This is a genomic window from Citrobacter werkmanii, assembly GCF_008693645.1.
Taxonomy (GTDB): domain Bacteria; phylum Pseudomonadota; class Gammaproteobacteria; order Enterobacterales; family Enterobacteriaceae; genus Citrobacter; species Citrobacter werkmanii.
In genome coordinates, this window is sequence record NZ_CP044101.1 from 4,708,507 (window position 1) to 4,732,836 (window position 24,330).

24 protein-coding genes and 1 pseudogene are annotated in these 24,330 nt (G+C 52.6%); 12 read left to right on the plus strand and 13 right to left on the minus strand.

The genetic code is table 11. The features are described 5' to 3' along the window. Positions 1-182 precede the first annotated feature (182 nt). The 4 genes and pseudogenes from FOB24_RS23250 to FOB24_RS23265 all read left to right on the plus strand — a co-directional run bounded on the left by FOB24_RS23250 (position 183) and on the right by FOB24_RS23265 (position 3,144). Positions 183-902, plus strand: coding sequence for an NUDIX hydrolase (locus FOB24_RS23250; protein ID WP_121530039.1), 720 nt, complete (start codon positions 183-185; stop codon positions 900-902). A gap of 44 nt (positions 903-946) precedes the next feature. After that, a pseudogene (locus FOB24_RS23255) lies at positions 947-2,006 on the plus strand (hydrolase). Further along, a complete protein-coding gene (locus FOB24_RS23260; protein WP_087856300.1) occupies positions 2,003-2,221 on the plus strand; it encodes a YheU family protein in 219 nt (72 codons plus the stop codon). Before FOB24_RS23255 ends, FOB24_RS23260 begins: the two are co-directional and overlap by 4 nt. 53 nt (positions 2,222-2,274) lie before the next feature. After that, positions 2,275-3,144: a phosphoribulokinase gene (locus FOB24_RS23265; protein WP_003827751.1), complete on the plus strand. Its 870-nt coding sequence runs from the start codon at positions 2,275-2,277 to the stop codon at positions 3,142-3,144. Between the two features lie 46 nt (positions 3,145-3,190). Here FOB24_RS23265 and FOB24_RS23270 read toward each other — a convergent pair whose 3' ends face one another. Continuing rightward, positions 3,191-3,595, minus strand: a complete 405-nt coding sequence (locus FOB24_RS23270; RefSeq protein WP_006687378.1) for an OsmC family protein — start codon at positions 3,593-3,595, stop codon at positions 3,191-3,193. A 308-nt stretch (positions 3,596-3,903) separates the two neighbouring features. Here FOB24_RS23270 and crp point away from each other — a divergent pair, with 308 nt between their 5' ends. Continuing rightward, a complete protein-coding gene (crp, locus tag FOB24_RS23275) occupies positions 3,904-4,536 on the plus strand; it encodes a cAMP-activated global transcriptional regulator CRP (RefSeq protein ID WP_000242758.1) in 633 nt (210 codons plus the stop codon). Positions 4,537-4,587: 51 nt separating this feature from the next. Next, a complete protein-coding gene (locus tag FOB24_RS23280) occupies positions 4,588-6,675 on the plus strand; it encodes a YccS/YhfK family putative transporter (protein WP_087856299.1) in 2,088 nt (695 codons plus the stop codon). Positions 6,676-6,782: 107 nt separating this feature from the next. Here FOB24_RS23280 and argD read toward each other — a convergent pair whose 3' ends face one another. The 5 genes from argD to ppiA all read right to left on the minus strand — a co-directional run bounded on the left by argD (position 6,783) and on the right by ppiA (position 10,120). Next, positions 6,783-8,000: a bifunctional acetylornithine/succinyldiaminopimelate transaminase gene (argD, locus tag FOB24_RS23285; protein WP_150345502.1), complete on the minus strand. Its 1,218-nt coding sequence runs from the start codon at positions 7,998-8,000 to the stop codon at positions 6,783-6,785. Positions 8,001-8,085: 85 nt separating this feature from the next. After that, positions 8,086-8,649, minus strand: coding sequence for an aminodeoxychorismate synthase component 2 (gene pabA, locus FOB24_RS23290; RefSeq protein WP_038634811.1), 564 nt, complete (start codon positions 8,647-8,649; stop codon positions 8,086-8,088). A gap of 31 nt (positions 8,650-8,680) precedes the next feature. Further along, entirely contained in the window at positions 8,681-9,283 is a 603-nt protein-coding gene (locus FOB24_RS23295) for a putative adenosine monophosphate-protein transferase Fic (protein WP_069323811.1), read from the minus strand. Further along, positions 9,273-9,440, minus strand: a complete 168-nt coding sequence (locus FOB24_RS23300; RefSeq protein WP_069323810.1) for a YhfG family protein — start codon at positions 9,438-9,440, stop codon at positions 9,273-9,275. Before FOB24_RS23300 ends, FOB24_RS23295 begins: the two co-directional genes overlap by 11 nt. A gap of 107 nt (positions 9,441-9,547) precedes the next feature. Next, positions 9,548-10,120, minus strand: a complete 573-nt coding sequence (gene ppiA, locus FOB24_RS23305; RefSeq protein ID WP_003023595.1) for a peptidylprolyl isomerase A — start codon at positions 10,118-10,120, stop codon at positions 9,548-9,550. Positions 10,121-10,384: 264 nt separating this feature from the next. On the opposite strand from ppiA, the gene tsgA reads away from it, so the two are divergent. The 6 genes from tsgA to FOB24_RS23335 all read left to right on the plus strand — a co-directional run bounded on the left by tsgA (position 10,385) and on the right by FOB24_RS23335 (position 17,523). Then, on the plus strand, positions 10,385-11,566 hold the full coding sequence (gene tsgA, locus FOB24_RS23310; RefSeq protein ID WP_038634817.1) for an MFS transporter TsgA: 1,182 nt from the start codon (positions 10,385-10,387) through the stop codon (positions 11,564-11,566). Positions 11,567-11,836: 270 nt separating this feature from the next. Beyond that, positions 11,837-14,380, plus strand: a complete 2,544-nt coding sequence (gene nirB, locus FOB24_RS23315; RefSeq protein ID WP_061381016.1) for an NADPH-nitrite reductase large subunit — start codon at positions 11,837-11,839, stop codon at positions 14,378-14,380. Beyond that, a complete protein-coding gene (gene nirD / locus FOB24_RS23320) occupies positions 14,377-14,703 on the plus strand; it encodes a nitrite reductase small subunit NirD (protein ID WP_038634824.1) in 327 nt (108 codons plus the stop codon). Before nirB ends, nirD begins: the two co-directional genes overlap by 4 nt. Before the next feature lie 182 nt (positions 14,704-14,885). Beyond that, positions 14,886-15,695 (plus strand): nitrite transporter NirC, encoded by an 810-nt coding sequence (gene nirC, locus FOB24_RS23325; RefSeq protein ID WP_150345503.1) that lies wholly within the window; start codon positions 14,886-14,888, stop codon positions 15,693-15,695. 11 nt (positions 15,696-15,706) lie between these two features. Continuing rightward, positions 15,707-17,080: a siroheme synthase CysG gene (gene cysG, locus FOB24_RS23330; RefSeq protein WP_038634829.1), complete on the plus strand. Its 1,374-nt coding sequence runs from the start codon at positions 15,707-15,709 to the stop codon at positions 17,078-17,080. A 272-nt stretch (positions 17,081-17,352) separates the two neighbouring features. Beyond that, positions 17,353-17,523 carry a YhfL family protein gene (locus FOB24_RS23335; RefSeq protein ID WP_006687392.1) on the plus strand — a complete coding sequence of 57 codons (171 nt, stop codon included), beginning with the start codon at positions 17,353-17,355 and terminating at the stop codon, positions 17,521-17,523. Between the two features lie 65 nt (positions 17,524-17,588). Here the strand turns inward: FOB24_RS23335 and trpS are convergent, their stop codons facing one another. From trpS to aroK, 7 genes are all read right to left on the minus strand, one after another. After that, positions 17,589-18,593 carry a tryptophan--tRNA ligase gene (gene trpS, locus FOB24_RS23340; RefSeq protein WP_038634836.1) on the minus strand — a complete coding sequence of 335 codons (1,005 nt, stop codon included), beginning with the start codon at positions 18,591-18,593 and terminating at the stop codon, positions 17,589-17,591. Next, a complete protein-coding gene (gene gph, locus FOB24_RS23345) occupies positions 18,586-19,344 on the minus strand; it encodes a phosphoglycolate phosphatase (RefSeq protein ID WP_038634839.1) in 759 nt (252 codons plus the stop codon). The genes trpS and gph overlap by 8 nt, the downstream gene beginning before the upstream one ends. Next, complete coding sequence (gene rpe, locus FOB24_RS23350; RefSeq protein ID WP_003023561.1) at positions 19,337-20,014, minus strand: ribulose-phosphate 3-epimerase; 678 nt, start codon at positions 20,012-20,014, stop codon at positions 19,337-19,339. The genes gph and rpe overlap by 8 nt, the downstream gene beginning before the upstream one ends. A gap of 17 nt (positions 20,015-20,031) precedes the next feature. After that, positions 20,032-20,868, minus strand: a complete 837-nt coding sequence (dam, locus tag FOB24_RS23355; RefSeq protein WP_150345504.1) for an adenine-specific DNA-methyltransferase — start codon at positions 20,866-20,868, stop codon at positions 20,032-20,034. A 117-nt stretch (positions 20,869-20,985) separates the two neighbouring features. Further along, positions 20,986-22,281: a cell division protein DamX gene (gene damX, locus FOB24_RS23360; RefSeq protein WP_150345505.1), complete on the minus strand. Its 1,296-nt coding sequence runs from the start codon at positions 22,279-22,281 to the stop codon at positions 20,986-20,988. Positions 22,282-22,377: 96 nt separating this feature from the next. After that, positions 22,378-23,466 (minus strand): 3-dehydroquinate synthase, encoded by a 1,089-nt coding sequence (gene aroB / locus FOB24_RS23365; protein WP_110496649.1) that lies wholly within the window; start codon positions 23,464-23,466, stop codon positions 22,378-22,380. Positions 23,467-23,523: 57 nt separating this feature from the next. Next, positions 23,524-24,045: a shikimate kinase AroK gene (gene aroK, locus FOB24_RS23370; RefSeq protein ID WP_003023552.1), complete on the minus strand. Its 522-nt coding sequence runs from the start codon at positions 24,043-24,045 to the stop codon at positions 23,524-23,526. Positions 24,046-24,330 lie beyond the last annotated feature (285 nt).

A 24,330-nucleotide genomic window follows, 5' to 3' on the forward strand; every position in this document is an offset into this window, starting at 1 on the left:
CCCCTTAATTGTGTCCCTTCGACACAATTAATAATGTCCTTAGGACACATATAAAGCAAGCACAAATGCATTATTTTTAGGCCATCGCATAAACAACTGATAAATAATAAGAAAAAACGAACCTTGCCCCCCGGTATTGGGCTGGTACACTTGTGGGCGTTGCAAATCATCGTGAGTACCTTATGACCACCGAAGCCGACTACCTGAATCAATACGATGCCCGCCGCTTTCCCACACCACTGGTGACGGTCGATAGCGTGCTGTTTACCCTGCATCAACAGGCGCTGTGCGTATTACTGGTTGAACGAGCAAACCAGCCGCAAAAAGGGCGTTGGGGATTACCAGGTGGCTTCATTGATATCGAGCGCGATGACTCCACTCGCGCCACAGCGCTGCGCAAGCTCACTGAAAAAACAGGGGTTTTGCCTTCGTGGCTGGAACAACTGGATACTTTTTCCGGCCCGGATCGCGACCCGCGCGGCTGGAGTCTGACAGTCGCCTGGTTTGCGCTTATCGCCTGGGTAGACTGTGCGCCGCACATCGCCAGCGTCAGCAATGCCCGTTGGGTGCCGGTTGATGAGCTGAAAAATTATTCACTCGCGTTCGACCACGGAGACATCATTACGGCGGCCCTGCATCGCTTGCGGCAAAAAACGATGTACTCACTACTGCCCGTATACTGCTTGCCGGAGACATTTACCCATGGGCAACTGCTCGAAGCCACCGAGGTGATCCTCGGTCAGTCGATCCAGCGTAAAAGTCTGATTCGCCGCTTTGAAGCGTCAGGAATGTTTGAAGATACCGGAGAAAGCGTAGCGACAGGGACGCGTAAAGCTCGCCTGTGGCGACGAAAGCCCGACGTCGATTTTCATTTTTTCTCGCGTAACCTGCTGACTGACTAGCGACAAAATCACATATTGGCTAACCCGCAAGCGCTGCGCGCGGTATAGTTATTCTTTCCGATTATTAATTGCTCTGGTGTTATGGTTGAAATCACGTCCACAGAAATGATCCCACCTACTGATGATTCGCGAGAATTCCGCCCTATGCGCGGTATCAGTAACCGCCATTTGCAGACAATGCTGCCGCGTTTAATTCGCCGCAAGGTGAAGTTCGACGCCCATTGGCAGCGTCTGGAATTACCCGACGGTGACTTTGTCGATCTGGCATGGAGTGAAGATCCGCAACAGGCGAAGCACAAACCGCGCCTGGTGGTTTTTCACGGTCTGGAAGGCAGTCTGAACAGCCCGTACGCACATGGCCTGATTGAGGCAGCGCAAAAGCGCGGCTGGCTGGGCGTGGTGATGCATTTTCGCGGCTGCAGCGGCGAACCAAATCGTCTCAACCGTATTTATCATTCTGGTGAAACAGAAGATGGCACCTGGTTTTTACATTGGCTGGAACGCGAGCTTGGTCGTGTGCCGACCGCGGCGGTCGGCTATTCACTCGGCGGGAACATGCTTGCCTGCCTGCTGGCCAAAGAAGGCAACGATATTCCCATTGATGCAGCGGTTATTGTCTCTGCGCCTTTCGTGCTGGAAGCCTGTAGTTACCATATGGAGAAGGGGTTCTCACGCGTCTACCAGCGCTATCTGCTCAATCTGTTGAAAGCTAACGCCTCGCGTAAGCTACAGGCCTATCCGGGTTCGTTGCCGGTGAGTCTGACCCAGTTGAAATCCCTGCGTCGCATTCGTGATTTTGACGATCTCATCACTGCCAAAATCCACGGTTTTGCCGATGCTATAGACTATTACCGCCAGTGTAGCGCCATGCCATTGCTTAATCAGATCGCCAAACCGACGCTGATTATCCATGCCAAGGACGATCCGTTTATGGATCATCACGTGATCCCTGAACCGGAAAACCTGCCCTCACAGGTGGAGTATCAGTTGACTGAACACGGCGGACACGTCGGATTTATTGGCGGCACAGTGCGCCGCCCTGAGATGTGGCTGGAATCCAGAATTCCCGACTGGCTGACAACGTATCTGGAGGCGTCATCATGATTATCCCCTGGCAAGACATCTCCCCGGACGCGCTGGACAATCTGATTGAAAGCTTTGTCTTGCGCGAAGGTACCGATTATGGTGAACATGAACGTTCGCTCGAACAAAAAGTCGCCGACGTCAAACGCCAACTACAATCAGGTGAAGCCGTCCTGGTGTGGTCCGAACTGCATGAAACGGTCAACATCATGCCGAGGAAGCAGATTCACCAGTAATTCGTAGCCGACGGCCGACTATAATAAAAAATCAACCTATTCATGGAGTTGTTATGTCTGCCAAACATCCGGTGATTGCGGTAACAGGATCCAGCGGCGCGGGGACCACCACCACCAGCCTCGCGTTTCGTAAAATTTTCGCGCAGCTAAATCTGCGCGCCGCCGAGGTGGAAGGTGACAGTTTTCATCGCTATACCCGTCCGGAAATGGATATGGCGATTCGCAAAGCGCGCGATGCCGGGCGACATATCAGTTATTTCGGGCCCGAAGCCAATGACTTTGGTCTGCTGGAACAAACCTTCATTGAATACGGCCAGACGGGAAAAGGTCAGTCGCGTAAATATCTGCACACCTACGATGAAGCCGTACCGTGGAATCAGGTCCCGGGAACGTTTACCCCCTGGCAGCCATTGCCTGAACCGACGGATGTCCTGTTCTATGAAGGGCTACACGGCGGCGTCGTCACCCCACAGCAAAATGTGGCCCGGCATGTCGACCTTCTGGTCGGTGTGGTGCCGATCGTTAACCTGGAATGGATCCAGAAACTGACCCGCGATACCAGCGAGCGTGGACACTCGCGTGAAGCGGTGATGGACTCGGTTGTGCGCTCAATGGACGATTACATCAATTACATCACGCCGCAGTTTTCCCGTACGCACATTAACTTTCAGCGCGTACCCACCGTCGATACCTCAAACCCCTTTGCCGCCAAGAGCATTCCGTCGCTGGATGAAAGCTTTGTGGTCATTCATTTTCGTAATCTGGAAGGGATCGACTTTCCGTGGCTTCTGGCCATGCTGCAAGGCTCATTCATTTCCCACATCAATACATTAGTCGTACCTGGCGGCAAAATGGGTCTGGCGATGGAATTGATTATGCTGCCGCTGGTTCAGCGACTGATGGAAGGTAAAAAGATAGAGTGAGGTACGGAATGTGCCCGATGGCGCTACGCTTATCGGGCATCACGTATTACGCAGCAACCACTTCATAGGAGTGGGTAATATTCACCGCCTTTTCCAGCATCAATGCCACGGAACAATATTTTTCCGCCGAGAGATCGACGGCGCGGGAGACCGACGCCTCTTTCAGATCGTTGCCGGTGACGATGAAATGCAAATTAATGTGGGTAAACAAACGCGGCGCTTCTTCACGGCGCTCAGAGGTGAGCTTCACTTCGCAGTTGGTCACATCCTGACGACCCTTTTGCAGGATCGACACCACATCGATAGCGCTACAACCGCCTGCAGCCATTAATACCATTTCCATCGGGCTCGGCGCTTTATCACCGGAGTTACCGTCCATCAAAATTTGGTGGCCAGAGGCGGACTCACCGAGGAAGGTTAACCCCTCAACCCACTTTACACGCGCTTGCATATTTCGTAACTCCAATGTTTCAATTTTCCTGACAGATTACGCGTACATAACAATTCTCGCAACGGAAGGCGACCTGCGTCATGCTGAAGCGAGACACCAGGAGACACACGGCGAAAGCTATGCTAAAACAGTCGGGATGCTACAGTAATACATTGACGTACTGCATGTATGCAGAGGACATCACATTACAGGCTGCAGTATATTTTTAGTAGCCCCCTTCCCAGGTAGCGGGAAGCACATTTTTGCAAACCCAGAGGCAGCGTCGTTTTCTGGCTCTGGAGACAGCTTATAACAGAGGATAACCGCGCATGGTGCTTGGCAAACCGCAAACAGACCCGACTCTCGAATGGTTCTTGTCTCATTGCCATATTCATAAGTACCCATCGAAGAGCACGCTGATTCACCAGGGTGAAAAAGCGGAAACGTTGTATTACATCGTTAAAGGCTCAGTGGCAGTGCTGATCAAAGATGAAGAAGGGAAAGAAATGATCCTTTCTTATCTGAATCAGGGCGATTTTATTGGTGAATTAGGCCTCTTCGAAGAAGGCCAGGAACGTAGCGCTTGGGTACGGGCCAAAACCGCATGTGAAGTCGCTGAAATTTCCTACAAAAAATTTCGCCAATTAATCCAGGTCAACCCGGATATTCTGATGCGCCTGTCTTCTCAGATGGCTCGTCGCCTGCAGGTCACGTCTGAAAAAGTAGGCAACCTTGCCTTCCTCGACGTCACCGGCCGTATTGCCCAGACTCTGCTGAATCTGGCAAAACAGCCTGACGCGATGACTCACCCGGACGGTATGCAGATTAAAATCACCCGCCAGGAAATCGGCCAGATCGTTGGCTGCTCCCGTGAGACCGTTGGTCGTATTCTGAAGATGCTGGAAGATCAGAACCTGATCTCCGCTCACGGTAAGACCATTGTCGTTTACGGCACACGTTAATCCCATCGAAATGGCGCGTTACCCGGTAGCGCGCCATTTTTGTTTGTTCCGATGTGGCGAAGACTGATTTATCACCCCGAGATCAACTACGCACTACGGCAGACGCTGGTGCTGTGTTTACCTGTGGCCGTCGGTCTTATCATTGGTCAGCTTCATCTGGGGCTTCTGTTTTCCCTCGTCCCTGCCTGTTGCAACATTGCCGGTCTTGATACCCCGCATAAACGCTTTTTTAAACGTTTAGTTATTGGCGCATCGCTGTTTGCCGGTTGCAGCCTGATCATGCAGTTACTGCTGGCGCAAGATATACCACTGCCGCTCATCCTCACCGGCCTGACGCTAATTCTTGGCGTAACCGCCGAGCTAAGCCCGTTGCATGCGCGACTGCTGCCAGCCTCACTCATCGCGGCAATTTTCACGCTAAGCCTTGCCGGGAACATGCCCGTCTGGGAGCCATTGCTGATCTATGCACTGGGTACGTTGTGGTACGGTCTGTTCAACTGGTTCTGGTTCTGGATGTGGCGTGAGCAGCCACTGCGTGAATCGCTTAGCCTGCTGTACCGCGAATTAGCCGATTACTGTGAGGCCAAGTACAGTCTGCTGACCCAGCATGCCGATCCAGAAAAAGCGCTGCCTCCGCTACTGGTTCGTCAACAAAAAGCGGTGGATTTGATTACCCAGTGCTACCAGCAAATGCACATGCTGTCGGCGCATCACAATAATGAATACAAGCGACTGTTGCGTGCCTTTCAGGAAGCGCTCGATTTGCAGGAACATATTTCAGTTAGCCTGCATCAGCCGGAAGAGGTGCAAAAGTTGGTCGAGCGAAGCCACGCGGAACAGGTGATTCGCTGGAACGCGCGCACCGTCGCCGCCCGCCTGCGCGTCCTGGCCGATGATATCTTGTATCACCGATTACCGACCCGTTTCTCAATGGAAAAGCAGATTGGCTCGCTGGAGAAAATCGCCAACCAGCATCCGGATAATCCGGTAGGACAGTTTTGCTATTGGCACTTCAGCCGTATCGCCCGCGTGCTACGGACCCAGCGCCCGCTGTATGCCCGAGATTTGATGGCGGACAAACAGCGGCGGTTGCCGTTGATCCCGGCGCTGAAAAACTATCTGTCGTTGAAATCCCCGGCACTGCGTAACGCCGGGCGCATCAGCGTCATGCTGAGTATCGCCAGCCTGATGGGCAGCGCCTTACATCTGCCTAAACCTTACTGGATTTTGATGACGATCCTGTTCGTCACGCAAAATGGCTATGGGGCGACCCGGGTGCGTATTTTGCATCGTTCGGTGGGTACGCTCGTCGGACTGGTGATTGCGGGCGTCACATTGCACTTTCATATTCAGGAAGGCTTCACGCTGGCAGGCATGTTGCTGATCACGTTAGGCAGCTATCTGATCATTCGCAAAAACTACGGCTGGGCCACCGTCGGCTTTACGGTTACGGCGGTGTACACCCTGCAACTGCTGACGCTGAACGGGGAACAATTTATCGTGCCGCGGTTTGTCGACACGGTGATTGGCTGCTTAATCGCCTTTGGCGGCACGCTCTGGCTGTGGCCACAGTGGCAGAGTGGTCTGTTGCGTAAGAACGCCCACGATGCGTTAGAAGCCGACCAGGAGGCTATTCGCCTGATCCTCAGCAACGATCCGCAGGCCACGCCGCTGGCGTATCAACGCATGCGGGTCAACCAGGCGCATAACACGCTGTTTAACTCACTGAATCAGGCAATGCAGGAGCCGGGATTCAACTCGCACTATCTGGCGGATATGAAACTGTGGGTCACGCACAGCCAGTTTATTGTCGAACACATCAACGCGATGACCACACTGGCAAGGGAACATACGATGCTGACGCCGGATTTGGCGCAGCGGTATCTGGAGTCCTGCGAGATTGCGCTCCAGCGCTGTCAGCAGCGGCTGGAGTATGACGGACCGGGAAGCTCGGGCGATGTGAATATTCTCGAAGCGCCTGAAATGCTGTCCCACGGTCCATTAAGCACCCTGGAGCAGCATCTGCAGCGAATATTGGGGCATCTGAACACCATGCACACCATTTCGTCGGTAGCATGGCGTCAACGACCCCACCACGGGATCTGGCTTAGCCGTCGGTTGCGGGACATGAAAGGCTAAGATCGGCTGCCGGATGCGCTACGCTTATCCGGCCTACGAATCACACCTTACCCTGTAGGCCGGATAAGGCGCTCGCGCCGCCATCCGGCAATCAGGCAATCAACCAATCAGCCCACCACCTTCGCTACCGCCTGCGCGAAACGCAGCATCCCTTCCTCGATATCCGCGTCTTCCACCACCAGCGACGGCGCGAAACGCATCACGTCCGGCCCGGCATTCAGCACCATCACCCCTTCGTGCGCGGCGGCGTAGAGCAAATCGCGCGCCCGGCCTTTAAACTGCGGCTTCAGCTCGGCGCCAATCAGCAGCCCCATTCCGCGAATATCGCTGAAAATATCGAACTGCTGATTAATTTTCTGCAAATGATGCACAAACGTCTGACGTTTGCCCTGAATACCTTCCAGCACTTCCGGGGTGTTGATGATATCAAACGCGGCATCTGCAACCGCACAGGCCAGCGGATTACCGCCGTAAGTGGAACCGTGCGAACCCACGTGGAACGCGGAGGCAATTTCCTGAGTGGTCAGCATGGCGCTCACCGGGAAACCGCCGCCGAGCGCCTTGGCGCTGGTGAGGATATCCGGCGTCACGCCGTAGTGCATATAGGCAAATAAATCGCCGGTACGCCCCATCCCACACTGCACCTCATCAAAGACCAGCAGCGCCTGGTGCTGGTCGCAAAGTTCACGCAGACCTTGCAGGAATTCCGGGGTTGCCGCAGTGACGCCGCCTTCTCCCTGAATGGGCTCCACCACCACCGCGCAGGTGTGATCGTCCATCACCGCTTTTACCGCATGCAGATCGTTAAACGGCACATGGATGATATCCGCCGGTTTTGGTCCAAAGCCGTCGGAATATTTCGGTTGCCCACCAACAGATACGGTAAACAGCGAACGACCGTGAAACGCATTATGAAAGGCGATGATTTTGGTTTTGAACGGGCTGTGGCGTACGCAGGCATAATGACGCGCCAGCTTAAAGGCGGTTTCATTGGCTTCGGTACCGGAGTTCATGAACAGCACGCGTTCAGCAAAGGTCGCATCAATGATTTTACGACCTAAGCGCAACGCTGGTTCGTTGGTGAAAACGTTACTGGTGTGCCACAGGGTTTCACCCTGGGTTTTTAACGCCTCAACCAGCGACGGATGGCAATGCCCTAACGCGGTAACTGCAATGCCGCCCGCAAAATCAACATACTCTTTGCCCTGTTGATCCCAGACTCGACTCCCTTTTCCTTTTACCGGGATAAACTCAGCCGGTGCATAAATCGGCAGAATTACTTCATCGAATGTCGCGCGCGTAATCGCAGTTTGTTCAGTTGCCATGTCATTACCACCCTGTTAAGCAGAAATGCTAGTGAAATTATAATCACAAAATATGAATAAAAAATCACTGAATAGCAACCACAAATCACCGTTGGAGGAAATTATCCAGCAGCTGATGCCCCTGTTCGCTGAGAATACTCTCCGGGTGAAACTGCACACCTTCCAGATCCCACTCGCGGTGGCGAATGCCCATTATCTCTTGTGTTTCACTCCAAGCCGTCACTTCAAAGCAGTCAGGAAGCGTTTCGGGGGCAACCACCAGAGAATGGTAGCGTGTCACGGTTAATGGGTTGGCGAGTCCCTGAAAAACCCCCTGCCCGTTATGCGTAATCGGCGAGGTTTTACCATGCATCACTTTTGCTGCCCGAACCACGGTCGCGCCAAACGCCTGCGCCATCGCCTGGTGACCAAGACATACACCCAGCAGGGGAATTTTGCCCGCAAAATGGCGAATAACATCCAGCGAGATACCGGCATCATCCGGCGTGCATGGGCCGGGGGAAATCACGATTTTTTGCGGATTCAGCGCGTCGATTTGCGACAGCGTCAGCTCGTCGTTACGCCTGACGAGGACATCAGCACCCAGTTCGCAGAAGTATTGGTACAGGTTCCAGGTAAAAGAATCATAGTTATCGATAAGCAGGATCATGGCGGCTCCGGTACATAAGAACCGCGCTATTCTACTCAGTTTCCGGGGCTTCGCTTACCACTTTACGAAATATCGCCCGCAGAGCGGTCAGGTCGCCCATCGCCCCGCTCTGGTTCGCCTGGTTCCACTCCTCAACCTGAATGTCATCCCAGCTCAGCATATACCCGGCATGGATCGCTAGCTGTTCGAAGAAAATACGCTGCGCGAGACCGCTACCAATACGAAACGGATGCAGCACATTGATTTCGCAATAATAGTGTGCAAGGCGGTCGACGAATTTTTCTTCCGGCAATCCCACCAGCCAGGACTCCTCTTCCAGGTCCTGCATCAACGCATTACCCTCTTTCTCGATATAGGCGAAATGGCAAAAGCGAGTATCACCTTGGTAGATATCAACTTCCCGCAGTTGTCCCGCCCAGTCGAAAATATCCTGGTATAACTGGCGATGAATGGCGCACAGATGTGGCAGGCCACGCTTTAAAGGCCCCAACTCAACCGTCGCGGCGCGCAGTGCTGTTAATTCGTATGCCGCTTGTGCCAGACGCTGGGCCTGATGAATCCCCAGGCGGTTACGCATCACATTCAGACCGGGGTACAGATAAGGGTCGCGTCCATCACCGAATTTATCGCTCATAGTGCCTCCTCAACTCATCCAGACGCGCCAGGGCGTCTTCCGCACTCAGAGTAACCCGTGGAATATCCACGCCTTCCAGTCGTCGACTTCCCTGGAAATTGACATTACGCCGTTGCTCCCAGAGCCTGGACTTTTGTTTATCGGTGAGTTTTTTCACGTGACCTCCCTGAATGTAAGCGGCACTTGCCACAAGTATAAGCAGCAATTTCGGGTTACGCAGAGAAGGGAGAGAACGCGGGCAGGAACTGCCCGCGCAAAATACGATTACGGCAGGACTTTAGCAGAAAGGATAACAATCGGTTTTGACGGGACATTCTGGTAAGGACCAACATCATGGGTCTGTACCTGAGAGATCTTATCTGCAACATCCATACCTTTCACAACTTTACCGAACACAGCATAGCCAAAGTCGCGTTGGCCATGATCGAGAAAAGCGTTGTCTGCAATGTTGATAAAGAACTGGCTGGTCGCGCTGTCTTTATCCGCTGTACGCGCCATCGCAATCGTACCGCGGGTGTTACGCAGACCGTTATCGGCTTCATTCTTGATTGGCGGGTTAGGTTTCTTCTGCTGCATCTGCTCGGTGAAGCCGCCGCCCTGTACCATAAAGCCTGGGATCACACGGTGGAACGTGGTGTTGTTATAAAAACCACTGTTCACATAATCGACAAAGTTTTGCACTGAAACCGGGGCTTTCTGGCTGTTCAGCTCCAGCTCGATGTTACCAGCAGAGGTGGTCAGCAGGACATGTGGGTCACCTTTTGCTGCCAGTGCTGCAGGAGAGAGCGCGGAAAGAGCGAGAACAGCTGCAACAGCCGCCAGAGTCGATTTGAGCATGAGAAGTCCTTAACAAGAGCAGAAATGAAGCAAGTGAAGTGATTCTAAAGAGCCTTCAAGGACAAGGCCATCCCTTTACTTAATTTTACGTATCTGAAACAAATGTAACTGCATAACCGGAATACTCATTGTGATCTAGCTCACATACAAAAATGTAACGGAGCAAGTTATTGCCATTAAATATTTAAATACGTCACTAAAACGCCTAAAATCTGCCCGCTCACGGCGCAATCAATGCGTCTTACACTTCTATACAGGCCAGTCATGACTAACAGCAATCGCATTAAGCTCACATGGATTAGCTTTCTCTCCTACGCCCTGACAGGCGCGTTGGTAATTGTCACCGGGATGGTGATGGGAAATATCGCAGATTACTTCCATTTGCCCGTTTCCAGTATGAGTAACACCTTCACCTTCCTGAATGCCGGCATCCTGATTTCTATCTTTTTGAATGCCTGGCTGATGGAAATTGTGCCCCTGAAAACCCAGTTGCGCTTTGGCTTTATCCTGATGGTTCTGGCGGTCGCCGGACTGATGCTCAGCCATAGCCTGGCCTTGTTCTCAGCAGCAATGTTTGTACTGGGGCTGGTGAGCGGTATCACCATGTCGATTGGTACGTTCCTGGTCACGCAGATGTATGAAGGTCGCCAGCGCGGTTCCCGCCTGCTGTTTACGGACTCCTTCTTCAGCATGGCTGGCATGATCTTCCCGATGGTGGCGGCATTTCTGCTAGCGCGCAGCATCGAATGGTACTGGGTTTATGCCTGCATCGGCCTGGTATATGTTGCCATTTTCCTGCTGACCTTCGGTTGCGAATTCCCGGCGCTGGGCAAACACGCGCAGCAGTCAGACGCACCGGTAGTAAAAGAAAAATGGGGCATTGGCGTACTGTTCCTGTCCATTGCGGCTCTGTGCTACATCCTCGGCCAGCTTGGTTTTATCTCGTGGGTGCCGGAATATGCCAAAAGCCTGGGCATGAGCCTGGGTGATGCGGGTAAACTGGTCAGCGACTTCTGGATGTCTTACATGGTTGGTATGTGGGCGTTTAGCTTTATTCTGCGTTTCTTCGATTTGCAGCGCATCCTGACGGTACTGGCGGGTTTGGCCACCGTCCTGATGTATCTGTTTATCACCGGTACGCCGGAGCATATGCCGTGGTTCATTCTGACGCTGGGCTTCTTCTCCAGCGCGATTTATACCACCATTATTACCCTCGGTTCCCAGCAGACGAAGGTCGCCTCACCTAAACTGGTTAACTTCATTCTGACCTGCGGCACCATCGGTACCATGCTTACTTTCGTCGTCACTGGCCCGATAGTCGCTCATAGCGGTCCAATGGCGGCACTGCAAACGGCTAACGGCTTGTATGCCGTTGTGTTCGTAATGTGCTTTATTCTTGGGTTTGTTACGCGCCATCGCCAGCATAACGCGCCGGCCACGCATTAATCACTCTGCCGGATGGTGTCCTCGCCATCCGGCATATCCCTGGCATCCCTTCCTCCATTGGTGATGTAGGCCAATTCATACAAAAACCCCTTAATTTGTGCGCTTTTTATACAAACACGAAAAGCCAGTCAATTCCGTAACTTATAAAAATGTAGGTAAATCAGTTATATACCTCTTAAGGAGTATATGAGGGCGAATTTGATTTGTATCAATAAGCGGGGTAGCTGAATCGTTAAGGTAGGCGGTAATAGAAAAGAAATCGAGGCAAAAATGAGCAAAGTCAGACTCGCTATTATCGGTAATGGTATGGTCGGCCATCGCTTTATTGAGGATCTTCTTGATAAATCCGACGCTGCCAATTTTGATATTACCGTCTTCTGTGAAGAACCCCGCAAAGCGTACGACCGCGTACACCTGTCTTCCTACTTCTCCCACCACACCGCCGAAGAGCTTTCTCTGGTGCGCGAAGGATTCTACGAGAAGCACGGCGTTAAGGTATTAGTCGGCGAGCGCGCAATTACCATCAACCGCCAGGAGAAGGTGATCCACTCCAGCGCGGGTCGTACGGTTTATTACGATAAGCTGATCATGGCGACTGGCTCTTATCCGTGGATCCCGCCGATTAAAGGTTCGGAAACTCAGGACTGCTTCGTTTACCGTACCATTGAAGACCTCAACGCCATTGAGTCTTGCGCGCGCCGTAGCAAACGCGGTGCTGTCGTCGGCGGTGGCCTGCTGGGCCTGGAAGCCGCCGGTGCGCTGAAAAACCTCGGCGTTGAAACCCACGTGATTGAATTCGCTCCGATGCTGATGGCTGAACAGCTGGATCATATGGGTGGCGAGCAGTTACGTCGCAAAATTGAAAGCATGGGCGTGCGTGTGCACACCAGCAAAAACACGAAAGAGATTGTCCAGGAAGGCGTCGAAGCGCGCAAAACCATGCGTTTTGCCGATGGTAGCGAACTGGAAGTCGACTTTATCGTTTTCTCTACCGGTATTCGTCCACGCGACAAACTGGCTACCCAGTGCGGTCTGGACGTCGCTCCGCGCGGTGGGATCGTGATTAACGACACCTGCCAGACTTCTGACCCGGACATCTATGCCATCGGCGAATGCGCCAGCTGGAACAACCGTGTATATGGTCTGGTGGCACCCGGCTACAAAATGGCGCAGGTTGCCGTTGACCATATCCTCGAAACCGAAAACGCCTTCGAAGGCGCAGATTTAAGCGCCAAGCTGAAGCTGCTTGGCGTTGACGTTGGCGGGATTGGCGACGCACATGGCCGCACACCGGGTGCGCGCAGCTACGTTTACCTCGACGAGAGCAAAGAAGTCTACAAACGCCTCATTGTCAGCAAAGATAACAAAACGCTGCTCGGCGCGGTTCTGGTGGGCGACACCAGCGATTACGGCAATCTGCTGCAACTGGTGCTGAACGCTATCGAACTGCCGGAAAACCCGGACTCATTGATCCTGCCTGCGCACGCGGGCAGCGGCAAACCGTCTATCGGCGTCGATAAACTGCCGGACAGCGCGCAGATTTGTTCCTGCTTCGACGTCACCAAAGGCATGCTGGTTGCTGCTATCAATAAAGGTTGCCACACCGTTGCAGCGCTGAAAGCTGAAACCAAAGCCGGTACCGGCTGCGGCGGATGTATCCCGCTGGTAACGCAGGTCCTGAACGCTGAACTGGCGAAACAGGGTATTGAAGTTAACAACAACCTGTGTGAACACTTCCCGTACTCGCGTCAGGAACTGTTCCATCTCATTCGCGTAGAAGGCATTAAAACCTTCGAAGAGTTGCTGGCAAAACACGGGAAAGGCTACGGCTGTGAAGTGTGTAAACCTACCGTCGGTTCCCTGCTGGCCTCGTGCTGGAATGAGTACATTCTCAAACCTCAGCACACGCCGCTGCAAGACACCAACGACAACTTCCTGGCGAATATCCAGAAAGACGGCACCTACTCCGTGATCCCGCGCTCCGCTGGCGGTGAAATCACACCGGAAGGTCTGGTGGCCGTGGGACGTATCGCACGTGAATTTAACCTGTATACCAAAATCACCGGTTCTCAGCGTATTGGCCTGTTCGGCGCGCAGAAAGATGACCTGCCGGAAATCTGGCGTCAGTTGATTGAAGCTGGTTTCGAAACCGGTCATGCCTATGCTAAAGCGTTGCGTATGGCGAAAACCTGCGTGGGCAGCACCTGGTGCCGTTACGGCGTGGGCGACAGCGTCGGTTTCGGCGTCGAGCTGGAAAACCGCTACAAAGGCATTCGTACGCCGCATAAGATGAAGTTCGGTGTCTCTGGCTGTACCCGTGAATGCGCGGAAGCCCAGGGCAAAGACGTGGGTATCATCGCCACTGAAAAAGGCTGGAACCTGTACGTTTGCGGTAACGGCGGGATGAAACCTCGTCACGCCGATCTGCTGGCGGCAGATATCGATCGTGAAACGCTGCTAAAGTATCTCGATCGCTTCATGATGTTCTACATCCGCACTGCCGACAAACTGACCCGTACCGCACCGTGGTTAGACAACCTGGAAGGCGGCATTGAGTATCTGAAATCGGTCATCATCGACGACAAGCTGGGCCTGAACGAGCATCTGGAAGAAGAGATGGCCCGTCTGCGTGAAGCGGTGGTATGCGAGTGGACAGAAACCGTTAACACCCCATCCGCGCAGGTTCGCTTCAAGCACTTCATCAACAGCGACAAACGCGACCCGAACGTCCAGGTTGTGCCTGAACGTGAACAACATCGTCCGGCAACGCCTTATGAGCGTATCCCGGTGACTCTGGTGGAGGAGAACGCATGAGCCAGTGGCAAAACATCTGCAAAATCGATGACATTCTGCCTGCAACAGGCGTCTGCGCCCTGTTAGGTACTGAACAGGTCGCAATTTTCCGCCCGTATCACAGTGACCAGGTGTTTGCGATCAGCAACATCGATCCGTTCTTTGAGTCCAGCGTGCTTTCTCGTGGCTTGATCGCTGAGCATCAGGGCGAACTGTGGGTCGCCAGCCCGCTGAAAAAACAGCGCTTTCGTTTAAGCGACGGACTGTGCATGGAAGACGAACAGTTCTCCGTGAAACATTACGAAGCGCGCGTGAAAGACGGCATGGTGCAGTTGCGCGGTTAATTAATTTTGGGAGGCGCAACGCCTCCCCTTTTTTGACGTATTTGTAGGTCTTTTATTGGTAGGCCTGATAAGCGTAGCGCCATCAGGCAATTGCAAAAGCACATTGCCGGATGGCGGCATAAATGCCTTATCCGGCCTACGGTTACGATTTTTTTTATTTTTTGTACTTCAAGGATAATCAAATGTTTACTGACACTATTAATAAGTGTGCGGCTAATGCTGCGCGCATCGCACGCCTGTCGGCTAATAATCCGTTCGGATTCTGGGTCAGTTCGGCAATGGCAGGGGCCTATGTCGGTCTCGGCATCATTCTTATTTTCACCCTCGGCAATCTGCTCGACCCGTCCGTACGTCCTCTGGTAATGGGTGCAACCTTTGGTATCGCCTTAACGCTGGTCATTATCGCGGGTTCTGAACTGTTTACCGGTCACACCATGTTCCTGACGCTCGGCGTCAAAGCGGGCACCATCAGTCACGGTCAAATGTGGGCAATTTTACCGCAAACCTGGCTGGGTAATCTGGTCGGTTCCGTGTTTGTCGCTCTGCTTTACAGTTGGGGTGGCGGCAGCTTGTTGCCGGTAGATACCAGCATCGTCCATTCGGTTGCACTGGCGAAAACCACCGCGCCTGCGACGGTACTGTTCTTCAAGGGCGCACTGTGTAACTGGTTGGTTTGTCTGGCAATCTGGATGGCAATCCGTACCGAAGGCGCAGCAAAATTCCTCGCTATCTGGTGGTGTCTGCTGGCGTTTATTGCTTCCGGCTACGAACACTCGGTTGCCAACATGACGCTGTTTGCCCTCTCCTGGTTCGGCCACCACAGCGAAGCTTATACCCTGGCCGGAATTGGTCATAACCTGCTGTGGGTGACACTCGGTAATACTTTGTCCGGTGTCGTATTCATGGGATTGGGTTATTGGTATGCTACGCCAAAATCGGAGCGTCCGGCTCCGGCAAAAATCAATCAGCCAGAGGCTGCTGCCAATAATTAAGGGGTAATGTCGTGGATCATTTGCCTATATTTTGTCAACTACGTGACCGTGACTGCTTGATCGTCGGCGGTGGTGATGTCGCAGAACGCAAAGCGCGGTTATTGCTGGAAGCGGGCGCCCGTTTAACGGTTAATGCGCTGGCGTTTATTCCGCAGTTCACCGTATGGGCAAATGAAGGCATGTTGACGCTTGTTGAGGGACCGTTCGATGAATCCCTGCTCGATCCTTGCTGGCTGGTTATCGCCGCCACCGATGACGATGCCGTCAACCAAAGCGTCAGCACCGCCGCAGAATCACGCCGTATTTTCTGCAACGTGGTCGATGCGCCAAAAGCAGCCAGTTTTATCATGCCCTCCATTATCGACCGCTCGCCGCTGATGGTGGCGGTCTCCTCTGGCGGCACTTCGCCGGTGCTGGCCCGTCTGCTACGTGAAAGACTCGAATCCATACTGCCTCAGCATCTTGGCCAGGTCGCACAGTATGCGGGCAAGCTGCGTTCCCGGGTTAAAAACCAGTTTGCCAGTATGGGTGAACGTCGCCGCTTCTGGGAAAAATTGTTCATTAATGACCGCCTGGCGCAGTCGCTGGCAAACAACGATCGGAAAGCTGTCGAGGAAACCACCGAGCAGTTGCTCAGCGAACCACTGGATCACCGTGGTGAAGTGGTGCTGGTTGGCGCCGGTCCTGGCGATGCCGGGCTACTAACGCTGAAAGGGCTGCAGCAGATCCAGCAAGCCGACGTAGTGGTTTATGACCGTCTGGTTTCCGACGATATTATGAACCTCGTGCGCCGCGATGCGGACCGGGTATTCGTCGGTAAACGCGCGGGTTACCACTGCGTACCGCAGGAAGAAATCAACCAGATCCTGCTGCGTGAAGCGCAACAAGGCAAGCGCGTGGTACGACTAAAAGGTGGCGACCCGTTCATCTTTGGCCGCGGTGGTGAAGAGCTGGAAACGCTTTGCCACGCTGGTATTCCATTCTCCGTTGTGCCGGGTATAACCGCGGCTTCCGGTTGCTCCGCTTATTCTGGTATTCCACTGACCCATCGCGATTACGCGCAAAGTGTTCGTCTGGTTACCGGACACCTGAAAACCGGCGGCGAGCTGGACTGGGAAAATCTGGCGGCAGAGAAACAGACGCTGGTGTTCTATATGGGACTGAATCAGGCGGCCACAATTCAGGAAAAACTGATCGAATTTGGCATGCAGGCCAATATGCCGGTTGCGCTGGTAGAAAACGGTACCTCCGTGAAGCAACGCGTCGTCAACGGTGTGCTGACGCAGCTCGGGGAATTAGCGCAACAGGTTGAAAGCCCAGCGCTGATTATCGTCGGTCGCGTGGTTGGACTACGCGATAAGCTGAACTGGTTCTCGAATCATTAATTGAATGTAAATACATGCCCTGATATTCAGGGCATGTATTTATCATCCTGCAGAAATAAATAATAAACGAAATACGCTACATGCTCACTTCAGCAAACCAATTATTAATTAAAATATAACCGCCTAGTAATCCAATTCATTAATTATATAATTTACATAAAGCTTGCTATGTCCTTATCCGGACTACTTAAATTTTATTTAAGTTGATATCTTAACCGTCGAGAAATGGATTTCATCCATTTTAAAAATAGATATCTTACAAGGATTTTAACATGCTGAAATTTGCAAAAATCACCATTGTCGCTGGGGTTCTGGCTACACTGACCGCATGTACGGGTCATATTGAAAACAAAAAAAATAACTGCAGCTACGATTATTTCCTGCATCCAGCAATTTCAATTTCTAAAATTATTGGTGGCTGTGGTCCGGCTGCAGACCAGTAATAGATGCTATTGCGCAGATACAAAAAAACCGGGGATTCCCCGGTTTTTTTGCAACGCAGAAAATATTACGGTCTGGCGACAAAACCAATCGCTTCGTAAACGGCTTTCAGCGTAACAGAAGCGCGTGCGCTGGCTTTTTCCGCACCGTCTTTCATTACTTTCTGCAGGAAAGCTTCATCGTTACGGAAACGGTGATAACGTTCCTGAAGCTCGGTCAGCATGCCGGAAACGGCCTCCGCGACTTCACCTTTCAGATGACCATACATTTTGCCTTCGAAGTGCTGTTCCAGCTCCGGAATACTCTGGCCGGTGACGGCAGAGAGGATATCCAGCAGGTTCGAAACACCCGCTTTTTCTTTCACGTCGTAACGAACAACAGGCGGCTCTTCCGAGTCAGTCATCGCTCGTTTGATTTTTTTGACCACAGATTTTGGATCTTCCAGCAGACCGATCACGTTGTTGCGGTTGTCATCCGACTTGGACATTTTTTTCGTCGGCTCCAGCAGCGACATCACGCGCGCGCCGGATTTAGGGATGAACGGTTCCGGTACTTTGAAGATGTCGCCATACAGCGCATTGAAGCGCTGAGCGATATCGCGGCTCAGTTCAAGATGCTGTTTCTGATCTTCGCCAACCGGTACCTGATTGGTCTGATACAGCAGAATGTCTGCCGCCATCAGTACCGGATAATCAAACAGACCGGCGTTGATGTTCTCTGCGTAACGTGCAGATTTATCTTTGAACTGGGTCATACGGCTCAGCTCGCCGAAATAGGTGTAGCAGTTCAGCGCCCAGCCTAACTGTGCGTGTTCCGGTACGTGCGACTGAACAAAAATGGTGCTTTTTTCAGGATCGATCCCGCATGCCAGATACAGCGCCAGCGTATCCAGCGTTGCTTTACGCAGTTGCTGAGCATCCTGACGAACGGTAATGGCATGTTGGTCAACGATGCAGTAGATGCAATGGTAGTCATCCTGCATGTTCACCCACTGACGCAGCGCACCCATATAGTTGCCAATGGTCAATTCACCTGAGGGCTGTGCGCCACTAAAAACGATGGGCTTAGTCATTTTTCGATTCCTGATTTTCGCTATGCGGAAGCCCGAGAGCGGGCAATAGTTCATTAATGCGGTTGTACATGACATCGGGCTCGCTCAATGCGATAGACTCACCGTAGTTGTAGCCATACGTCAGACCAACGGACGGACAACCAGCAGCCTTAGCCGCCTGAATATCATTACGAGAATCCCCTACGAAGAGCATTTGCTCAGGCTTGATGCCAAGCTTACTTGCCACCAGCAGCAGCGGATCCGGGTGTGGTTTTTTATTCTGCACGTCGTCACCACCGATGACCACGCTGAAGTATTTGGCGATATCTAACGCCTCGAGCAATGGCGCGACAAACGGGGTTGGTTTGTTGGTCACCAGACCCAGCGGCAAACCTTTAGCATGCAACGCGCCCAGCGTGTCGGCAACATCAGGGAACAGGAATGTCCCCTCTTCTGCGACATCGCCGTAGTACCTGTCGAACAGCTTACGCAAAATACGTACCTGTTCCTCAGCAGGAATATCATCATCAATGGGGGGTTTACCCATCGTTTTACGTAATGTCGCGCGCTCCTGACGAGACCACGCCAGCGCGCGCTCCATCAGTACATCTGCACCATTACCAATCCAGGTGATTACACGTTCTTCACCAGCAACCGGCAGTTCCAGCGCATACAGCGCCATATCCACCGCTGCGGCTAATCCCGGCGCGCTGTCGACCAGCGTGCCGTCGAGGTCAAAAGCGGCGCCCCGAATATCCTGAAACTTATCCATGACTTACCTTCGCCAGTTCATTGCGCATTTCATCAATGACTTTTTTGTAGTCTGGTTGGTCGAAAATAGCGGAGCCTGCAACAAACATATCTGCACCCGCCGCCGCGATTTCACCGATGTTGTTCACCTTGACGCCACCATCAACTTCCAGGCGGATGTCATAGCCAGATTCATCAATACGACGACGCACTTCACGCAGCTTATCCAGCGTTTGCGGGATGAAAGACTGTCCGCCAAAGCCTGGGTTAACGGACATCAGCAGGATCACATCCAGCTTATCCATGACGTAGTCCAGGTAGCTTAAAGGCGTTGCCGGGTTAAACACCAGGCCCGCTTTACAGCCATGCTCTTTGATCAGCTGCAAGGTACGATCAACGTGCTCGGAGGCTTCCGGATGGAAAGTAATGATGCTGGCGCCAGCGGCGGCGAAGTCAGGGACAATACGATCGACCGGTTTCACCATCAGGTGAACATCAATCGGGGCGGTGATGCCATATTTACGCAGCGATTTCAGAACCATCGGTCCGATGGTCAAGTTCGGTACGTAGTGATTGTCCATGACGTCGAAGTGTACTACATCGGCACCGGCAGTCAGCGCTCTCGCGGTGTCTTCGCCCAGGCGGGCAAAATCAGCCGACAGAATTGAGGGGGCGATCAAATACTGTTTCATCCGCTTCTCCTTGAGAATTATTTTTTCACAGGCGTTGCGACTCCTGGTTTATACAGCGCCAGCAGTTCGTTCACCTTTTTACGCGTGCCGCCATTGCTGCTGATGCTGCGCCGCACTTTGACCTGAAAATGTTTCGCTGCCCGGTACCACTCACGAGTATCGGGCGTGTCATGGTTCGAAATTAACACCGGAATCTGCTTACTGACCAGCTTTTCTGCCATCTCGGCCAAATGCGCCTGCTCTTTCGGGCTAAAGCTGTTGGTATGATACGCGGTGAAATTTGCCGTCGCCGAAAGCGGTGCATAAGGCGGGTCACAATAGACTACGGAGTTGATATCCGCACGGTCCATGCACTCTTCATAGGAAAGGCAATGGAACTCCGCATTCTGCGCTTTTTCAGCAAAATGGTATAACTCGGCTTCCGGGAAATAAGGTTTTTTATAACGACCAAACGGTACGTTAAACTCACCGCGCAGGTTATAACGGCACAACCCGTTGTAACCAAAGCGGTTCAGATACAGGAATAGCACTGCGCGGCGGAACGGGTCCTGGCAGGTATTAAATTCGTCCCGGAACTGGTAGTACACCTCAGCCTGATTAGTTTCAGGCATAAACAGCTCGCGCGAAGCCTGCACGTACTCATCGGTACGGGTCTTCACGATGTTATAGAGACTGATGAGGTCGCTGTTGATATCGGCAAGGATATAACGAGAAAAGTCGGTGTTGAGAAACACCGACCCGGCCCCTACGAAGGGTTCAATCAGACACTCACCCTGGGGTAAATGCCGTTTGATATCATCAAGCAGGGGGTATTTTCCCCCTGCCCATTTCAAAAAAGCGCGATTTTTTTTCATGCTGACTAACTAATTACACCTTCTCCGGCTGTGGAGAAAGCTCCGACAGCATCCTGCGCTTTAGTCTTTGTCCCGCAATTGGGCGAAACAGCAAACCATTGCAGAACATATCCTATCTTACTTCAAATCGGCCTGAACCTGGTGCAGCGGTTTTGCCCACGGATTTTTCGCCTGAATATCGGCGGGTAACGTAGACACTGCACGTTTCGCATCTTCTTTAGATGCATACACGCCCGTCACCAGAACATACCACGGTTGACCGTTACGCGTCGTCTGATACACCACGTAGTTCTTCAGGTTTTCTTTCTTCGCCCAACCGTTCAGGTTGTCGTAGTTAGAAGAACTGCTGAGCTGCAGCGTGTAATGGCCGGACGGCGCAGATTTTAACGCGCCAATATTTCCTGTACTTTTCGCTCCGCCAGCCACAGGCGTTGCCGTCGCGGTTGGCGCAGGTGTCGCAGTCTGTGCAGACGTCGTCGCCGCGGTTGCTTTCGGTTCTGCTGTCGCTTTTGGCGCAGCGGTTACCACAGGCGCTTTGGTTGTGGTCGTCGGCGCAGTCGCGGTTGGTTTTACCTGAGCAACAGGTTTCGGCTCTGTCGTCGTCGCTTTCACCGTGGTCTGCGGTTTGCTCTTCGGCTCAATGACGGCCTGTTTACGCTCCTGGTGCGTAGCAGCAGGACGTTCAACCGTTTCCGTTTTGGCAGTCTGGCGCGCAGCAGTACCATTACGAACTGGTGCGACGGTCGCAGGTTCGGTCGGCAGCGTAGAGTTCACCACGACGTTGTTAACCTGCTCCTGACCTTGCGGTTGCGTCAGCGCATTGTTCAGATCGCCCTGCACTTCAACACGCTGCTGACCTTCAGTTGCCGCAGGCGTCTGGCCTTGAGTTGGGGTAGAGGAAATCGGCGGCAGGGAAACATCCTGCTGGGTATTGCCCGCAGTCTGCTCAGCGCCCGTTGCAGGCGTATTCGTGTTCGCCTGATCCGTCGCATTGCTGCCAGAAAGATCGATGCTCTTCTCGCCGGACGCCGTCTGTTCACTGGAAGAAGATGAGGGGGCTTTCAGCGCAGAACCAATACCGATGATCAACAGCAGCAGCACCAGCACGCCCACACCCATCATCATATACTGACGAGAGGCAGGTTTACTGACCGCTTTCTTACGCTTGCGCGGACGACGTTCTACACGCTCTTCATCCACCGCATCGTCATCAGATTCATAGTCTTCTTCGATGTCCCGCTCTTCTTCACGCTCTTTACGTGCGCGCGCAGGACGGCGATCGTCAGCATCCAGATCAACATCATCAAAATTGATTTGCGGCTCATTATCGCGTTCAGACGATTGACGAGAACGACCAGTACGACGATCGCTGGGATCGGGTTTCAGCTCGTCTTCTGGTTTGAATTCATCCATTTAACACCCCACTCAAAGGTTAATGCTTACAACTTTGCACGTAACCTGAAGCTAAAAGACCTACGTTTCGCAACGTACGTCGGACCTTTCTTGTTGTTACGCCTGCTGGCAATCAGCAATAGCGTTAAGAACCACCTCGTGCGACACTCCGCCGCGCACTTCACTCTTCCCTATTGCCTGCGGAAGCACTAAACGAATCTCTCCCGCTAACACTTTTTTATCTCGCAGCATATGCGGCAAATAGGCCTCGGTGGACATTTCACGTGGCCCATTAACCGGTAAGCCTGCTCGCTGTAGCAGCGTAATGATGCGCTGCGTATCCGCAGAGCTAAACTGACCCAGACGTTCTGACGTACGAGCAGCCATTACCATACCTGCTGCGACGGCTTCACCATGTAACCAATTGCCATAACCCATTTCAGCTTCGATCGCATGGCCGAACGTGTGTCCCAGATTCAGTAAAGCACGTAAGCCCATTTCGCGCTCGTCTGCTGCGACAACTTCTGCTTTCAGCTCACAACAACGGCGAATACAGTACGCCATTGCCGGACCGTCCAGACGCAATAACGCGTCCAGATTGTCTTCCAGCCAGTTGAAAAACTCACCGTCAAGAATGATGCCGTATTTGATGACTTCCGCCAGCCCCGATGCCAGCTCACGCGCAGGAAGCGTTTTCAGACAATCGAGATCCACCACCACGGAGGCTGGTTGGTAAAACGCGCCAATCATGTTTTTACCGAGGGGATGGTTTACGGCGGTTTTGCCGCCGACGGAGGAGTCGACCTGCGACAACAGAGTTGTCGGAACTTGAATGAAACGAACACCGCGCTGGTAGCTGGCTGCCGCGAAACCGGTCAGGTCGCCAATCACGCCGCCGCCAAGTGCGACCAACGTGGTATCTCGACCGTGCGGTTTTTGCAGTAATGCGGTGAAAACCGTATCCAGAACCGTCAGGCTTTTATACTGTTCGCCATCGGGAAGGATAACGCTATCAACGTTAACACCCGCCTGTTCAAGTACGCCGCGAACCTTATCGAGATACAGGGGAGCCAGGGTTTCGTTGGTCACCAACATAACCTGATCGCCCGATTTCAGCGGTAAGAATGAAGCTGGCTCATTGAACAAACCAGCCGCGATAGTGATAGGGTAACTACGTTCCCCGAGAGTGACTGTGATCCTCTCCATTACGCGACATCCACCTTAGTTACTTGTACCCGCAGACGAGTGTGTATTCGGCCAGAATTAGTTGCTTTCCAACATATGAATAATCTGGTTTGCTACGACTTTTGCGCTCTGATCGTCGGTGCGAATGGTCACGTCGGCAATCTCTTCGTACAGAGGATTGCGTTCGTCAGCCAACGCTTCCAGAACTTCACGAGGCGGTGATTCTACCTGCAGCAGCGGGCGTTTCTTGTCACGTTGAGTACGCGCAAGTTGTTTTTCAATTGTCGTTTCAAGATAGACCACGACGCCACGCGCGGAGAGACGGTTACGTGTTTCACGTGATTTTACAGAGCCACCGCCAGTTGCCAGCACAATACCCTGTTTTTCCGTCAACTCGTTGATGACTTTTTCTTCGCGATCACGGAAGCCGTCTTCACCTTCTACATCGAAGACCCAGCCCACATCAGCTCCGGTTCGTTTCTCAATCTCTTGATCAGAATCGTAAAATTCCATATTGAGTTGTTGAGCTAACTGCCGCCCAATAGTGCTTTTTCCGGCACCCATAGGCCCAACCAGAAAGATATTGCGTTTCTCTGCCATTTTTTCGGTACTACTAAGACTATTCGTTAATGGTAAACCCGCTTCGCAGACACCCAGCGCAGCAGGACATGAACTGAAACCTCATAAGATATTGCGAGAGTCAGACTGAAAATTATCTCAATACTCAAGCGGGTTTGGCAACTGAATAAATCACCAAACCCTACGCATTTCTGGTCGTGGCAGGCATGCAGCCCTGCAAACATCAGACATGGCGACGTATCGCGTAGTCCAATGACGGCAAAATAAGCCTATGACACACCACCAGAAAGGCAAAGCGTATTCATT

Coding starts and splice junctions, on each gene's coding strand:
- FOB24_RS23250 (WP_121530039.1), top strand. CDS start 183: ATGACCACCGAAGCCGACTACCTGAATCAATACGATGCCCGCCGCTTT.
- FOB24_RS23260 (WP_087856300.1), top strand. CDS start 2,003: ATGATTATCCCCTGGCAAGACATCTCCCCGGACGCGCTGGACAATCTG.
- FOB24_RS23265 (WP_003827751.1), top strand. CDS start 2,275: ATGTCTGCCAAACATCCGGTGATTGCGGTAACAGGATCCAGCGGCGCG.
- FOB24_RS23270 (WP_006687378.1), bottom strand. CDS start 3,595: ATGCAAGCGCGTGTAAAGTGGGTTGAGGGGTTAACCTTCCTCGGTGAG.
- crp (WP_000242758.1), top strand. CDS start 3,904: ATGGTGCTTGGCAAACCGCAAACAGACCCGACTCTCGAATGGTTCTTG.
- FOB24_RS23280 (WP_087856299.1), top strand. CDS start 4,588: ATGTGGCGAAGACTGATTTATCACCCCGAGATCAACTACGCACTACGG.
- argD (WP_150345502.1), bottom strand. CDS start 8,000: ATGGCAACTGAACAAACTGCGATTACGCGCGCGACATTCGATGAAGTA.
- pabA (WP_038634811.1), bottom strand. CDS start 8,649: ATGATCCTGCTTATCGATAACTATGATTCTTTTACCTGGAACCTGTAC.
- FOB24_RS23295 (WP_069323811.1), bottom strand. CDS start 9,283: ATGAGCGATAAATTCGGTGATGGACGCGACCCTTATCTGTACCCCGGT.
- ppiA (WP_003023595.1), bottom strand. CDS start 10,120: ATGCTCAAATCGACTCTGGCGGCTGTTGCAGCTGTTCTCGCTCTTTCC.
- tsgA (WP_038634817.1), top strand. CDS start 10,385: ATGACTAACAGCAATCGCATTAAGCTCACATGGATTAGCTTTCTCTCC.
- nirB (WP_061381016.1), top strand. CDS start 11,837: ATGAGCAAAGTCAGACTCGCTATTATCGGTAATGGTATGGTCGGCCAT.
- nirD (WP_038634824.1), top strand. CDS start 14,377: ATGAGCCAGTGGCAAAACATCTGCAAAATCGATGACATTCTGCCTGCA.
- nirC (WP_150345503.1), top strand. CDS start 14,886: ATGTTTACTGACACTATTAATAAGTGTGCGGCTAATGCTGCGCGCATC.
- FOB24_RS23335 (WP_006687392.1), top strand. CDS start 17,353: ATGCTGAAATTTGCAAAAATCACCATTGTCGCTGGGGTTCTGGCTACA.
- trpS (WP_038634836.1), bottom strand. CDS start 18,593: ATGACTAAGCCCATCGTTTTTAGTGGCGCACAGCCCTCAGGTGAATTG.
- gph (WP_038634839.1), bottom strand. CDS start 19,344: ATGGATAAGTTTCAGGATATTCGGGGCGCCGCTTTTGACCTCGACGGC.
- rpe (WP_003023561.1), bottom strand. CDS start 20,014: ATGAAACAGTATTTGATCGCCCCCTCAATTCTGTCGGCTGATTTTGCC.
- dam (WP_150345504.1), bottom strand. CDS start 20,868: ATGAAAAAAAATCGCGCTTTTTTGAAATGGGCAGGGGGAAAATACCCC.
- damX (WP_150345505.1), bottom strand. CDS start 22,281: ATGGATGAATTCAAACCAGAAGACGAGCTGAAACCCGATCCCAGCGAT.
- aroB (WP_110496649.1), bottom strand. CDS start 23,466: ATGGAGAGGATCACAGTCACTCTCGGGGAACGTAGTTACCCTATCACT.
- aroK (WP_003023552.1), bottom strand. CDS start 24,045: ATGGCAGAGAAACGCAATATCTTTCTGGTTGGGCCTATGGGTGCCGGA.